Consider the following 14,238-nt stretch of genomic DNA (forward strand, 5'->3'; position numbering starts at 1 on the left):
AGAAATTCAGCTTCTAATCTCGTAATTTGTTATGTGTAAGGTAGAATCGGGCGTGTGGGTGAGCGGGTTCTCAACCGAAAAGATATCAAAGCAAGGAGTAAGGATGATTGATAGTCAAGGCTGGTACCGCCTCGCCAGAAAAGTACCTTCTCCACATTGTGATGCGCGCCATGATAGTGAGGATGTTTCGCTACTGGTGGTGCATAACATCAGCTTGCCCCCCGGCCAGTTTGGCGGCCCGTACATTGAGCAGTTTTTTCTGGGCGAGCTGGATGCTAATCAACATTCGTTTTTTAAGGTGATCGCCAAGATGCGCGTTTCGGCGCACTGCGTGATCCGCCGTGATGGTGAGGTGGTGCAGTTTGTGCCGTTTCATCTGCGCGCGTGGCATGCGGGTGTCTCCTCTTTTGCAGGCCGAGCCAAGTGTAATGATTACTCGATTGGTATTGAGCTGGAGGGGAGTGATTTTGTGCCGTATACCGATGCGCAATATCAGGCGCTGACTGAGCTGACCCAAGCCTTGATGGTGCTTTACCCGCACATCACGCTGCCGCGCATTACTGGGCATCAATATATCGCGCCGCTGCGTAAAACCGACCCAGGTTTAGTGTTTGACTGGCGGCGTTTTCGGGCGGGCTTGAAGTCATAGGTTTTAGTTGGTGCGGAACACCCCCTCCCTGCCTCCCCCTAGAAGGGGGAGGAGCAAAGGTTGCTGCTCTAGAAGGGGAGGAGCCAAAAACTGTTCCCTCCCCTTTTAGGGGAGGGCTAGGGTGGGGTATTAAGCGCTCACGGATGCGCTTAAATCGCGTCGTGATACTCGGTCAGCACTTGCTCGACCCAAGTCGCGATGCGTTCGTCACTCAAGTCGTATTGCGAATCTTCATCCAGTGCGAGGCCGACAAAATGGCTGCCATCTTCAGTCAAAGCCTTGGAGGCTTCAAAGTGGTAGCCTTGATTTGGCCAGTAGCCAAGCAGGTTAGCTCCGCTCTTCTTGATCTGGTCGTGCAGCAGCCCCATCGCATCCAGATACCATTCGCCATAGCCTTCTTGATCGCCTAAGCCGAACAACGCGACGTACTTGTTTTTTAGCGACACGCCACCGATGTGATCCCATACCGCACTCCAGTCCTCTTGGATTTCACCAAAATCCCATGTTGAAATGCCCAGCAGTAAAAGATCGTAATCACTCATTAAAGTGAGAGGCGATTCTTTTACGTTGTGGATATCCACCAGTTCTTCACCCAGTATGGCGCGAATTTTCTCCGCGGTCATTTCGGTGTAACAGGTGCTTGAGCCATAAAATAGACCAATCTTCATCAATAATTTGTATCTGTCTGCGAAGGAATGGCAAATTCTAACCATAAAAATGATCGGAATGCAGCCAATATCCTGCATCCTGCGTATTTTTATGCTATTAAACGCCCAGTAAAAAGAGAGCTAGAGCTGAGGATAGAGTGAGCGAAGCCTTATCTCCCGACCAAGGGTTGGTGGAACAATTTTTAGATACCATGTGGTTTGAGCGCGGTTTGGCAGAAAATACCGTGGCTTCTTATCGTAATGACTTGAGTAAGCTATTAGAGTGGATGGCGCAAAACCAGTATCGGCTCGATTTTATTAGCTTTGCTGGTTTGTTGGAGTATCAAAGCTGGTTGTCAGAGCAAAATTACAAGCCGACCTCGAAAGCGCGCATGTTGTCGGCGATTCGCCGCCTATTTCAATACCTGCATCGGGAAAAGGTGCGCGCCGATGATCCGAGTGCGCTGTTGGTGAGCCCGAAACTGCCAACGCGCTTACCAAAAGATTTGAGCGAAGCGCAAGTTGAATCGCTACTGAGTGCGCCAGATCCGCAAAGTCCACTTGAGCTGCGTGATAAAGCCATGTTGGAATTGCTGTATGCTACGGGACTGCGTGTGACAGAGCTGGTCTCACTGACCATGGAAAACATGAGCTTGCGCCAAGGTGTGGTGCGAGTCATGGGTAAGGGCGGTAAAGAGCGTTTGGTGCCTATGGGCGAAAATGCCATTGAATGGATTGAAACTTTTTTGCAGCAGGGACGGTCTTTACTGCTGGGGGAGCAGACGTCGGATATCGTTTTCCCCAGTAGCCGCGGTCAGCAGATGACCCGGCAAACCTTCTGGCATCGCATTAAACACTATGCGGTCATTGCAGGGATTGATGTGGAAAAACTCTCGCCGCACGTATTGCGCCATGCGTTTGCCACTCACTTACTCAATTATGGTGCCGATCTGCGCGTGGTGCAGATGTTGCTTGGGCATAGTGATTTATCCACGACACAAATTTATACTCATGTCGCCACTGAGCGGCTTAAACAACTCCACAACGAGCACCATCCAAGGGCTTGAAAATAAGGTGATTTTCATGAGCGTACTGCGCCGACTAACATGGCTGGCATTTCCTTTACTGAGTATGGCATTCAACGTACAAGCGAACACTGCACCAGCACAATTGAATAAAGCCGAGCTTGAGCAGCGCTTTTCCAAACTCGGATTGCAAGTAGAAGAGATCAAGCCCTCTGATATCAATGGCTTGCTTGAAGTGCAAACGTCTGGTGGTGTGTTGTTCTCTTCGCCTGATGGTGAGCATTTTATCGCGGGTACTCTGTATGCGCTGGATGGTAATGGCGGTTATGTTGATGTGCTGGCTAAACGCCAAGCGCCACTCAACGCCAAGAAAATTGCCGCATTACAAGACAGCATGATTGAGTTTAAAGCACCCAATGAGAAATACGCGATCACCGTATTTACCGATATCACGTGTGGTTACTGTGTGCGTCTGCACAGTCAGATCAAAGAGTACAATGATCTCGGCATTACGGTGCGTTATCTCGCCTACCCGCGTCAGGGGCCGCAAGGTCAAGTCGCGGATCAAATGGCGGCCATCTGGTGTTCTAACGATCCGAAAACGGCGATGCACGATGCGAAAGTGAATCGTAAAACCATTACCGCCGATAAAGATATCGCCCAATGCCAAAAGACCATCGCGCAGCATTATATGCTGGGTCATGAGCTCGGCATTAGCGGTACTCCAGCGATTTTCTTACCCAATGGTGAGATGGTTGGCGGCTACTTGCCTGCGCCACAATTGCTGCAACGTCTGCAAGCCACACAATAGTTTTCGACTATACCCTTCCTACTTGAAGTTGCAGCGGTGTTGGCTACGTTCGTTCACCCCAATCACATAGTGTATCTATGCTCATGGGGATTCACTCACTTGCCGCCTACCTGCAACTCCAAGTTGTTTGGGTATAAATCATTTTCGACTAATTAAGGAAACAGGCCAGAGGCAACTTTGGCCTGTCACAGCATGATAGAAATCCAGCGACGCCCCGAACCTGATCTCTCACTTCTCCCCGACCACATCGACCCACTATTACGTCGGCTTTACCTGAGCCGTGGTGTAAGCAACGTGGCACAACTTGAAAAAGCCGCCAAAGCGCTGCACTCATTCAAACAGTTACATGGTATTGATCGTGCGGTTGAGTTGCTGTTCGCGGCGATTGCTGAGCAAAAACGCATTATAGTCGTCGGTGATTTTGATGCCGATGGCGCAACCAGTTCGGCACTTTCCGTGCTCGCACTGCGTATGCTCGGTAGTCGTAATGTCGATTACTTAGTGCCAAACCGTTTTGAAGATGGTTACGGCCTAAGCCCTGAAGTGGTTGATCAAGCAATTGAGCGTGGTGCAGAGATGATCATGACCGTGGATAACGGCGTTTCATCACTGGAAGGAGTGCGTTATGCCAAACAGAAAGGGCTGCAAGTGGTGGTCACCGATCATCACTTACCGGGACAAGAACTACCTGAAGTCGATGCCATGGTGAACCCAAACTTGCAGCAGTGTGCTTTTCCTTCTAAGGCGCTGGCTGGGGTAGGGGTTGCTTTCTATTTGATGATGGCACTTTGTGTGCACATGCGTCAGCAAGGTTGGTTTGCCGCGCAAGGCATGGCTGAACCGAAATTGATGGAGCTGATCGATTTAGTAGCACTCGGTACGGTCGCCGATGTGGTGCCACTGGATGACAACAACCGTATTTTGGTGCACCAAGGTTTGCAGCGTATTCGTGCGGGTTTAGCGCGTCCCGGTATTCAAGCTCTGATTGAAGTCGCCAAACGTGATGCGCGCCGTTTGGTCGCTGCTGATTTTGGCTTTGCGCTTGGGCCACGGATTAACGCTGCAGGACGTTTGGATGATATGTCGTTCGGCGTTGAGCTTTTGCTGTGTAACAACATTCACGCTGCGCGGCGTATGGCGAGTGAACTGGACGGCCTCAATCAAACCCGAAAAGAGATTGAAGAGGGGATGAAGCAAGAGGCTGTCGCATTTTGTGAGCGCTTGCAACTGAGCGATGATCGCGAGCTGCCTTACGGTTTAGTGCTGTTTCAGCGCGATTGGCACCAAGGGGTGATCGGCATTCTTGCTTCGCGCATCAAAGAGAAATACCACCGCCCCGTGATTGCGTTTGCTGAAGGCGGCGATGGCAAGCTAAAAGGTTCGTGCCGCTCGGTTCCCGGTCTGCATATGCGTGATGCACTAGATAAAATTGATACGCAAAACCCGGGCATCATCCTCAAATTTGGTGGTCACGCGATGGCGGCTGGATTAACCATTGAAGAGCAAAATTTTGAACATTTTTGCCGATTGTTTGACCAGCTAGTGCGTGAAGAGCTGGATGAAGCAGCACTCAAAGGCATCATTCTCAGCGATGGCGAACTGAAACCGGAAGAGTTTTCGCTGCATACCGCCGAATTACTGCGTGCTGGTGGCCCATGGGGGCAAGCGTTTCCTGAACCCCTGTTTGATGGCGAATTTAAAGTGCTGCACCAAAAACTGGTCGGCGAAAAACACCTCAAACTGATGCTCGAACCGCTGTATAAAGGCTTTCCAACCAATGTGATGATCGACGGGATTGCGTTTAATGTCGACCTACGTCGTTGGCCGGATGCCTCAGTAAAAACGGTACGTTTGGCGTACAAACTCGACATCAACGAGTTTCGCGGTAATCAATCATTGCAACTCATGATTGATCATCTGGAAGCGAAGTAGAGTTTCTCCTCTTGCTATTAAAGGGGGGAATTCTGCCGCTGAAATATCCCCTTCTAACCTGCAACGCCAAGTCGATTACGGCTCTCACGCTTGCTCTATTCTCAACTCAATCCTTTCATCTTTTTTCAAAAATTGTCATCAATTGACACTTCTAGCCCATCAAATCCCCATCTGTATATGAGTTGTAATTGGTCTGACCAATATTTTTGCTGTTTTAATCAACTATTGTTGCTGGATTGTTAGAGCGTGACCTGTTCTATGATTTAGGTCAATTTTCGGCTGGACACTGGCGTTTTAATTATGTTAATTTCTGCACCAACTTAAAATTGGTATTACCAATTGCCAGCAAGAAGAATAAGAGTAGAAGAACAATAAATTATGGCTTATCAAAGGATCCGTCAGCCAAAGCTCTCCGATGTGATTGAACAAGAACTGGAGAGACTGATAGTGGAAGGAACACTCTCACCCGGTCAGCAACTTCCTCCGGAACGCGAACTGGCCAAACAATTTGAAGTGTCTCGCCCCTCGATCAGAGAAGCCATACAACGCTTGGAAGCCAAACGCTTGCTTACCCGCCGTCAAGGTGGCGGTACATTCGTTAGTGACCGAATTTGGCAGAGCTTTTCAGATCCTCTGCTAAATTTATTGTCTAGCCACTCCGAAACTCAACTGGACCTGCTGGAAGCGCGTCATGCGCTGGAAGGCATTTGTGCCTATTTTGCGGCGTTGCGTGGTACCGAAGAAGATTTTGCTCGTATTCAACACTGTGTCACGCGTATTGCGGAAGCTCAGGCATTGAATAATGTGGATGAAGAAGCAGAGCGCGTGATGGCCTTTTTGATTGCCATAACTGAAGCAGCGCATAACGTTGTGCTACTGCACATTGTACGCAGCTTGAGTCCACTGCTTGAGCAGAATATTCGTCAGAATTTTAAACTCTTACATCGCCGCCCTGAAGCGGTAGAGAAAGTAAGCAAACACCGGGCTAACATTGTGGATGCGATTGTTTCGGGTCTGCCAGAAAAGGCACGTGAAATGTCCCATTCTCACTTAGCTTATATCGAAGAAACGTTGTTGGATTTGACTCGTGAACAGACTCGCCGTGAGCGATCTCTGCGTCGAATTCAGCAAGGTAATGAGCCGCAATAGCGGCCATTGCGATTCAATTTAAATCCAACCAACAGAAGGATAGATCGCCATGTCTGACATGAAGCATGACGTAGATGCACTGGAAACTCAGGAGTGGCTTGCTGCCCTTGAATCCGTTGTCCGTGAAGAAGGCGTAGAGCGTGCGCAGTACCTGCTTGAGCAAGTATTGGAAAAAGCGCGTTTGGATGGGGTAGACATGCCAACAGGCGTCACCACCAACTACATCAACACCATTCCTACGGCGCAGGAGCCTGCTTACCCAGGTGACACCACGATCGAACGTCGTATCCGTTCAATCATTCGCTGGAACGCGATCATGATCGTGCTGCGTGCATCGAAGAAAGATCTGGAACTGGGTGGCCACATGGCTTCTTTCCAATCTTCCGCTGCTTTCTACGAAACCTGTTTCAACCACTTCTTCCGTGCTCCAAACGAGAAAGACGGTGGCGACTTGGTTTACTATCAAGGTCACATCTCTCCAGGGATCTACGCGCGTGCTTTCGTTGAAGGCCGTTTGACCGAAGAGCAACTGGACAACTTCCGTCAGGAAGTGGATGGCAAAGGTCTTCCTTCTTACCCACACCCGAAATTGATGCCTGAATTCTGGCAATTCCCAACCGTATCTATGGGTCTGGGTCCAATTTCTGCAATTTATCAAGCTCGTTTCCTGAAGTATCTGAATGGTCGTGGCCTGAAAGACACCACGGCACAGCGCGTATACGCCTTCCTTGGTGACGGTGAGATGGACGAGCCAGAATCACGCGGCGCGATCTCTTTTGCAGCGCGTGAGAAGCTGGATAACCTCTGTTTCCTGATCAACTGTAACCTGCAACGTTTGGACGGCCCTGTTATGGGTAACGGCAAGATCATCCAAGAACTGGAAGGTCTGTTCCGTGGCGCAGGCTGGAACGTCGTGAAAGTAATCTGGGGTAATGGCTGGGACAAACTACTGGCGAAAGACACCACAGGTAAACTGCTGCAACTGATGAACGAAACCATCGACGGCGACTACCAAACGTTCAAAGCCAAAGATGGCGCTTACGTACGTGAGCACTTCTTCGGTAAGTACCCAGAAACAGCAGCACTGGTTGCTGACATGACTGACGATGAGATCTTCGCTCTGAAACGCGGGGGTCACGAATCATCTAAACTGTACGCGGCGTTCAAGAACGCTCAAGACACCAAAGGTCGTCCAACCGTTATCCTAGCGAAAACCGTTAAAGGTTACGGCATGGGTGATGCGGCAGAAGGTAAGAACATTGCGCACCAAGTGAAGAAGATGGATATGACCCATGTTCTGGCGATGCGTAACCGTCTAGGCCTGCAAGATCTGATCTCTGATGAAGAAGTGAAGAACCTGCCGTACCTGAAACTGGAAGAAGGCTCAAAAGAGTTTGAATACCTGCACGCTCGTCGTAAAGCGCTGCACGGTTACACGCCTCAGCGTCTACCTAACTTCACGGGTGAGTTAGTGATCCCTGCGCTGGAAGAGTTCAAGCCACTGCTGGAAGAGCAGAGCCGCGAAATTTCTTCAACTATGGCGTATGTACGTACTCTGAACATCCTGCTGAAAGATAAGAATATTGGTCAAAACATCGTTCCTATCATCGCGGACGAAGCGCGTACGTTCGGTATGGAAGGTCTGTTCCGTCAAATCGGTATCTACAACCCGCACGGTCAGAACTACACTCCACAAGATCGCGATATCGTTTCTTACTACAAAGAAGCGACGTCAGGTCAGGTACTGCAAGAAGGTATCAACGAGCTGGGTGCCATGTCATCTTGGGTTGCGGCGGCAACGTCATACAGCACCAACAACCTGCCGATGATCCCGTTCTACATCTACTACTCTATGTTCGGTTTCCAACGTGTTGGCGACATGGCGTGGATGGCGGGTGACCAACAAGCGCGTGGCTTCCTACTGGGTGCTACTGCAGGTCGTACAACGCTGAACGGTGAAGGTCTACAGCACGAAGATGGTCACTCGCACATTCTGGCGGGCACAGTACCAAACTGTATCTCTTACGATCCAACCTTCGCTTACGAAGTTGCAGTAATCCTACAAGACGGTATCCGTCGTATGTACGGTGAGCAAGAGAACGTGTTCTACTACCTGACACTGATGAACGAAAGCTACGCTCACCCAGCAATGCCTGCTGGCGCTGAAGAAGGTATCCGTAAAGGTATCTACAAGCTGGAAACTTACGCAGGTAACAAAGCAAAAGTTCAACTGATGAGCTCAGGCACCATCATGAACGAAGTGCGTAAAGCAGCACAAATTCTGAGTGAAGAGTACGGCGTAGCGTCTGACGTTTACTCTGTGACTTCATTCAACGAGCTGGCGCGTGATGGCCAAGCGTGTGATCGTTTCAACATGCTGCACCCAGAAGCAGACGTGAAAGTCCCTTACATCGCACAAGTGATGGGTACTGAACCTGCTATCGCAGCCACTGACTACATGAAGAACTACGCGGATCAAGTACGTGCGTTCATTCCTGCTGAGTCTTACAAAGTGCTGGGTACGGATGGTTTCGGCCGCTCAGACAGCCGTGAAAACCTACGTCGTCACTTTGAAGTGAATGCTGGCTACGTGGTAGTTGCAGCGCTGAATGAACTGGCAAAACGTGGTGAAGTTGAGAAATCTGTGGTTGCAGCAGCAATCAAGAAATTCGACATCGACACTGAAAAAACCAACCCGCTGTACGCTTAATTGAAGGTAGGAAAAGTAATGGCAATCGAAATTTATGTACCTGACATCGGTGCGGATGAGGTTGAAGTCACTGAGATTCTCGTCAAAGTAGGCGACAAAGTGGCTGAAGAGCAATCTCTGATCACGGTTGAAGGCGACAAAGCTTCTATGGAAGTTCCTGCGTCTCAAGCGGGTATCGTTAAAGAGATCAAAGTAGTGGCAGGTGACAAAGTGTCTACTGGCTCTCTGATCATGGTCTTTGAAGCGGAAGGTGCAGCAGCGGCTGCACCAGCTCCTGCGCCTCAAGCGGCGGCACCTGTTGCTGCGGCTCCAGCGGCCGCTGCACTGAAAGAAGTGCAAGTACCAGACATTGGCGGTGATGAAGTTGAAGTGACTGAAATCATGGTCAAAGTTGGCGATGTGGTTGCTGAAGAGCAATCTCTGATCACCGTTGAAGGCGACAAAGCGTCAATGGAAGTTCCTGCACCTTTCGCAGGTACGGTTAAAGAGATCAAAATCGCCGCGGGCGACAAAGTCTCCACTGGTTCACTGATCATGGTGTTTGAAGTAGCAGGCGCTGCGCCAGTTGCAGCACCAGTTCAAGCGGCGGCACCAGCGACAGCCGCTGCGCCAGCCGTTGCAGCACTGAAAGAAGTTCAAGTACCTGATATCGGCGGTGACGAAGTGACCGTAACGGAAATCATGGTTAACGTGGGCGACAGCATCAGCGAAGAGCAATCTCTGATCACCGTAGAAGGCGATAAGGCTTCTATGGAAGTACCTGCACCTTTTGCCGGAACTCTGAAAGAGATCAAAGTGGCTGCAGGCGATAAAGTGAAAACTGGTTCGCTGATCATGGTGTTTGAAGTCGCTGGCGCAGCGCCAGTCGCGGCACTAGTTCAAGCTTCTGCACCAGCGGCAGCACCTGCTCAAGCAGCAGCGCCTGCGGCGGCTGCACCAGCAGCCAGTGGCGAATTCCAAGAAAACCATGAGTACTCACACGCTTCTCCAGTCGTGCGTCGTCTGGCTCGTGAATTTGGCGTTAACCTAGCCAAAGTCAAAGGTTCTGGCCGTAAGAACCGTATCCTGAAAGAAGACGTACAGAACTACGTGAAAGAAGCTCTGAAACGTCTGGAATCTGGCGCGCAAGCGGCGGCTTCAGGTAAAGGTGATGGCGCAGCGCTGGGCTTACTGCCTTGGCCAAAAGTGGACTTCAGCAAGTTCGGTGATACCGAAGTGCAACCATTGTCTCGCATCAAGAAAATCTCGGGTGCTAACCTGCACCGTAACTGGGTGATGATCCCGCACGTGACCCAATGGGACAATGCAGACATCACTGAGCTAGAGAAATTCCGTCAAGAGCAAAACGCGATGGAAGCGAAGCGCGACACAGGTATGAAGATCACTCCGCTGGTGTTCATTATGAAAGCCGCTGCGAAAGCGCTGGAAGCTTTTCCTGCGTTCAACTCTTCTCTGTCTGACGATGGCGAAAGCTTGATCCTGAAGAAATACGTGAACATCGGTATCGCAGTGGATACACCAAATGGTCTGGTGGTTCCTGTGTTTAAAGATGTGAACAAGAAAGGCATCTACGAGCTGTCAAAAGAGCTGGCTGAAGTCTCGAAGAAAGCCCGTGGCGGTAAGCTGACTGCTGCTGACATGCAAGGTGGCTGTTTCACTATCTCTAGCCTAGGTGGCATTGGCGGTACAGCGTTTACCCCAATCGTTAACGCACCTGAAGTGGCTATTTTGGGTGTGTCTAAGTCTGAGATGAAGCCAGTGTGGAACGGCAAAGAGTTCGCGCCACGTCTGCAACTGCCACTGTCACTGTCTTACGATCACCGCGTGATCGACGGTGCAGAAGGTGCACGCTTCATTACTTACCTGAACGAGTGTCTAAGCGACATCCGTCGTCTGGTACTGTAAGCGCATTCTCGGGTGGCGAAAGCCACCCGATTTAATGGTTATCTCCCAATTTGACGTTGAAACTGATTTTCCGTTGAATTGTTGTCTAGCTCACAGGCTACATGGATTTACTTTTCACACCATTAACATCTCTGTAAACTGTTGCGGTCTGAAAGTAATCGTTTTACATGCTTGATTTGAAACATTCGTTTTTGATTCGTTTGTAAATAAAACAACTAGATAGAACACCCATCAGCCTGTTAGGGATATTGACTACAAGAGGTCGAAATGAGCAAAGAAATTAAAGCCCAAGTCGTGGTGCTTGGTGCCGGTCCTGCTGGTTACTCCGCCGCATTCCGCTGTGCAGACTTAGGTCTGGATACCGTCATCATCGAACGTTACAACACGCTAGGTGGTGTGTGTTTGAACGTTGGTTGTATTCCTTCTAAAGCACTGCTGCACGTGGCAAAAGTGATTGAAGAAGCCAAAGCGCTGACTGAGCACGGTATCGTGTTTGGCGAACCAAAAACAGACATCGACAAGGTTCGTCTGTGGAAAGAAAAAGTGATCAATCAGCTGACCGGTGGTCTGGCTGGTATGGCAAAAATGCGTAAAGTGAACGTAGTGAACGGCTACGGTAAATTCACTGGCCCGAACACCATTGAAGTGGACGGTGAAGAGGGCAAAACTGTCGTAACTTTCGATAACGCGATCGTTGCTGCAGGTTCTCGTCCAATCAAACTGCCATTCATTCCGCATGAAGACCCACGTATTTGGGATTCAACCGATGCGCTGGAACTGAAAGAAGTGCCTGGAAAACTGCTGATCATGGGCGGCGGTATCATCGGTCTGGAAATGGCGACCGTTTATCACTCACTGGGTTCTAAAATTGATGTGGTTGAGATGTTTGACCAGCTTATCCCTGCTGCGGATAAAGATATGGTTAAAGTCTATACCAAACGCATCAAAGATAAGTTCAACCTGATGCTGGAAACCAAAGTGACCGCCGTTGAAGCGAAAGAAGATGGTATCTACGTTTCAATGGAAGGTAAGAGCGCACCAGCACAAGCTGAGCGTTACGATGCGGTTCTGGTTGCAATTGGCCGTGTACCAAACGGTAAACTGCTGGATGCTGAGAAAGCGGGTCTGGAAGTGGACGAGCGTGGCTTTATCCGCGTGGATAAGCAAATGCGCACTAACGTTCCGCACATCTTCGCGATCGGTGACATCGTGGGTCAACCAATGCTGGCACATAAAGGCGTGCATGAAGGCCACGTAGCGGCAGAAGTGATCTCTGGTAAGAAGCACTACTTCGATCCAAAAGTGATCCCATCCATCGCTTACACTGAGCCAGAAGTGGCTTGGGTTGGTAAGACAGAAAAAGAAGCGAAAGCAGAAGGCATCAACTATGAAGTGGCGACTTTCCCATGGGCAGCCTCTGGCCGTGCGATCGCTTCTGACTGTGCAGACGGTATGACTAAGCTTATCTTCGATAAAGAGACTCACCGTGTTATCGGTGGTGCTATCGTAGGTACGAACGGTGGTGAACTGCTGGGTGAAATCGGTCTGGCGATCGAGATGGGCTGTGATGCAGAAGACATCGCACTGACCATTCACGCTCACCCAACGCTGCATGAGTCTGTGGGTCTGGCGGCTGAAGTCTTCGAAGGCACCATCACTGACCTGCCAAATGCCAAAGCGAAAAAGAAAAAGTAATTTCTGATTCACTGGTTTGGTTAAAAAGTGTTTGATTGAAGAAACCGCTGCTTGCAGCGGTTTTTTTTCGCCTTTGATTCCCAATTGAATGCAAAGTAAGCAGTTAAACCGAGATTTGACGCGCTGGCGGATTGTTTCTGGACTCTGCTCACACTTCTCGCTACAATCCGCCGCGGAGTTGACTGGGTAGTCGCTGCCTTATTGACGTCCCTTGGCCTATCGCCAGGGAGACTGATAAGGGGGAGGAAAGTCCGGGCTCCATAGAGCAGGGTGCCAGGTAACGCCTGGGGGGCGCAAGCCTACGACAAGTGCAACAGAGAGCAAACCGCCGATGGCCTCTCCTTCGGGATGGGATCAGGTAAGGGTGAAAGGGTGCGGTAAGAGCGCACCGTGCGACTGGCAACAGTTCGTAGCAGGGTAAACTCCACCCGGAGCAAGACCAAATAGGCCTCCACATAGCGTTGCTCGCGTTAGGAGGCGGGTAGGTTGCTTGAGCCAGTGAGTGATTGCTGGCCTAGAGGAATGGCTACTGCCGCGCAAGCGGAACAGAACCCGGCTTATACGTCGACTCCACCTATTGCAGACCCATCATAGCCTTGTGTTATGGTGGGTTTTTTGCTTTTTGCTGACTCAGGTCGTAGCAAAACCATTAAACTTAGCGCAAAGTCACGTCCTGTATACGCTTATGGCTAGCGGTAGTGTCTGAAATCGGTACACTAATCCATATGACGGGCATGCCCAGCACAACGAGAAAATCATGACTGCTTCTTTCCAACACATCTCTGTATTATTGAACGAATCGATTGAAGGATTGGCGATCAAGCCGGATGGTATCTACATCGATGGCACCTTTGGCCGCGGTGGTCACAGTCGCACCATTCTCGCTCAGTTAGGCCCACAAGGTAGTCTGTACAGCATTGACCGTGATCCACAAGCGATTGCCGAAGCGCAGAAGATTGATGATCCGCGTTTTACCATCGTCCATGGCCCTTTCTCGGGCATTGCCGAATACGCACAGCGTTATGATCTGGTGGGTAAAGTTGATGGTGTGTTGTTCGATCTCGGCGTTTCTTCACCGCAGTTGGATGATGCTGAGCGCGGTTTTAGTTTTATGAAAGATGGTCCACTCGACATGCGTATGGATCCAACCAGTGGTATGCCAGTTTCCGCGTGGTTGGCACAAGCCGACTTGGATGACATCACTTGGGTGATTCGCGAGTTTGGTGAAGATAAACATGCGCGCAGAATAGCTAAAGCCATTGTCGAATATCGGGAAAACGAGCTCAACGAGCCCTTGACGCGTACTAGCCAGTTAGCAAAACTCATCTCCGACGCGGCGCCTAAAAGTTTCAAAGAGAAAAAGCACCCCGCAACCCGCGCTTTTCAAGCTTTTCGGATCTACATCAACAGTGAATTAGAAGAGATTGATACCGCATTGCGCGGCGCTTCTGACATTCTGGCTCCACAAGGCCGCCTGTCCGTGATCAGTTTCCATTCACTGGAAGATCGCATGGTGAAACGCTTTATGCGTAAAGAGAGCCAAGGCCCAGAAGTGCCACACGGCCTTCCTTTGACCCAAGAGCAAATTCGTGCGCTCGGCAGTGCCAAGATGAAAACCGTGGGTAAGGCTCTCAAGCCATCGGATCAAGAAGTCGAACTTAACCCGCGTTCACGCAGCTCTGTTCTGCGCGTGGCAGAAAAACTGTAGAGGGTTA

The 14,238-nt window shown here is 50.1% G+C and carries 10 protein-coding genes and 1 other RNA gene; 10 read left to right on the top strand and 1 reads right to left on the bottom strand.

Annotation, left to right across the window (positions count from 1 at the left end):
• Window positions 1-103: 103 nt before the first annotated feature.
• Window positions 104-649: a 1,6-anhydro-N-acetylmuramyl-L-alanine amidase AmpD gene (gene ampD, locus CEQ48_RS06930; RefSeq protein ID WP_089070736.1), complete on the top strand. Its 546-nt coding sequence runs from the start codon at window positions 104-106 to the stop codon at window positions 647-649.
• Window positions 650-798: 149 nt separating this feature from the next.
• On the opposite strand, the gene fldB is transcribed toward ampD, so the two are convergent.
• Complete coding sequence (gene fldB / locus CEQ48_RS06935; protein WP_000690112.1) at window positions 799-1,317, bottom strand: flavodoxin FldB; 519 nt, start codon at window positions 1,315-1,317, stop codon at window positions 799-801.
• 137 nt (window positions 1,318-1,454) lie between these two features.
• On the opposite strand from fldB, the gene xerD reads away from it, so the two are divergent.
• The 9 genes from xerD to rsmH all read left to right on the top strand — a co-directional run bounded on the left by xerD (window position 1,455) and on the right by rsmH (window position 14,231).
• Complete coding sequence (xerD, locus tag CEQ48_RS06940; protein ID WP_089070737.1) at window positions 1,455-2,363, top strand: site-specific tyrosine recombinase XerD; 909 nt, start codon at window positions 1,455-1,457, stop codon at window positions 2,361-2,363.
• Between the two features lie 16 nt (window positions 2,364-2,379).
• The gene (gene dsbC, locus CEQ48_RS06945) at window positions 2,380-3,132 is read left to right on the top strand and encodes a bifunctional protein-disulfide isomerase/oxidoreductase DsbC (RefSeq protein ID WP_089070738.1); all 753 of its coding nucleotides are present in this window, start codon (window positions 2,380-2,382) and stop codon (window positions 3,130-3,132) included.
• 192 nt (window positions 3,133-3,324) lie between these two features.
• Window positions 3,325-5,064 carry a single-stranded-DNA-specific exonuclease RecJ gene (gene recJ, locus CEQ48_RS06950; protein WP_089070739.1) on the top strand — a complete coding sequence of 580 codons (1,740 nt, stop codon included), beginning with the start codon at window positions 3,325-3,327 and terminating at the stop codon, window positions 5,062-5,064.
• Window positions 5,065-5,442: 378 nt separating this feature from the next.
• The gene (pdhR, locus tag CEQ48_RS06960) at window positions 5,443-6,213 is read left to right on the top strand and encodes a pyruvate dehydrogenase complex transcriptional repressor PdhR (RefSeq protein ID WP_005522565.1); all 771 of its coding nucleotides are present in this window, start codon (window positions 5,443-5,445) and stop codon (window positions 6,211-6,213) included.
• 49 nt (window positions 6,214-6,262) lie between these two features.
• Entirely contained in the window at window positions 6,263-8,923 is a 2,661-nt protein-coding gene (gene aceE / locus CEQ48_RS06965; protein ID WP_089070741.1) for a pyruvate dehydrogenase (acetyl-transferring), homodimeric type, read from the top strand.
• An 18-nt stretch (window positions 8,924-8,941) separates the two neighbouring features.
• Entirely contained in the window at window positions 8,942-10,828 is a 1,887-nt protein-coding gene (gene aceF / locus CEQ48_RS06970) for a pyruvate dehydrogenase complex dihydrolipoyllysine-residue acetyltransferase (protein ID WP_198301222.1), read from the top strand.
• Window positions 10,829-11,095: 267 nt separating this feature from the next.
• Window positions 11,096-12,523: a dihydrolipoyl dehydrogenase gene (gene lpdA, locus CEQ48_RS06975; RefSeq protein ID WP_000031529.1), complete on the top strand. Its 1,428-nt coding sequence runs from the start codon at window positions 11,096-11,098 to the stop codon at window positions 12,521-12,523.
• 174 nt (window positions 12,524-12,697) lie between these two features.
• An RNA gene (gene rnpB, locus CEQ48_RS06980) (RNase P RNA component class A) lies at window positions 12,698-13,099 on the top strand.
• Window positions 13,100-13,280: 181 nt separating this feature from the next.
• Window positions 13,281-14,231 (top strand): 16S rRNA (cytosine(1402)-N(4))-methyltransferase RsmH, encoded by a 951-nt coding sequence (gene rsmH / locus CEQ48_RS06985; protein ID WP_089070743.1) that lies wholly within the window; start codon window positions 13,281-13,283, stop codon window positions 14,229-14,231.
• Window positions 14,232-14,238: the final 7 nt, after the last annotated feature.

It is taken from the genome of Vibrio tarriae, from assembly GCF_002216685.1.
Classification (GTDB): Bacteria; Pseudomonadota; Gammaproteobacteria; order Enterobacterales; family Vibrionaceae; genus Vibrio; species Vibrio tarriae.

What these genes read in the sequence shown, in the direction of transcription:
- ampD (WP_089070736.1), top strand. Translation starts at nt 104, where the DNA reads ATGATTGATAGTCAAGGCTGGTACCGCCTCGCCAGAAAAGTACCTTCT.
- fldB (WP_000690112.1), bottom strand. Translation starts at nt 1,317, where the DNA reads ATGAAGATTGGTCTATTTTATGGCTCAAGCACCTGTTACACCGAAATG.
- dsbC (WP_089070738.1), top strand. Translation starts at nt 2,380, where the DNA reads ATGAGCGTACTGCGCCGACTAACATGGCTGGCATTTCCTTTACTGAGT.
- recJ (WP_089070739.1), top strand. Translation starts at nt 3,325, where the DNA reads ATGATAGAAATCCAGCGACGCCCCGAACCTGATCTCTCACTTCTCCCC.
- pdhR (WP_005522565.1), top strand. Translation starts at nt 5,443, where the DNA reads ATGGCTTATCAAAGGATCCGTCAGCCAAAGCTCTCCGATGTGATTGAA.
- aceE (WP_089070741.1), top strand. Translation starts at nt 6,263, where the DNA reads ATGTCTGACATGAAGCATGACGTAGATGCACTGGAAACTCAGGAGTGG.
- aceF (WP_198301222.1), top strand. Translation starts at nt 8,942, where the DNA reads ATGGCAATCGAAATTTATGTACCTGACATCGGTGCGGATGAGGTTGAA.
- lpdA (WP_000031529.1), top strand. Translation starts at nt 11,096, where the DNA reads ATGAGCAAAGAAATTAAAGCCCAAGTCGTGGTGCTTGGTGCCGGTCCT.
- rsmH (WP_089070743.1), top strand. Translation starts at nt 13,281, where the DNA reads ATGACTGCTTCTTTCCAACACATCTCTGTATTATTGAACGAATCGATT.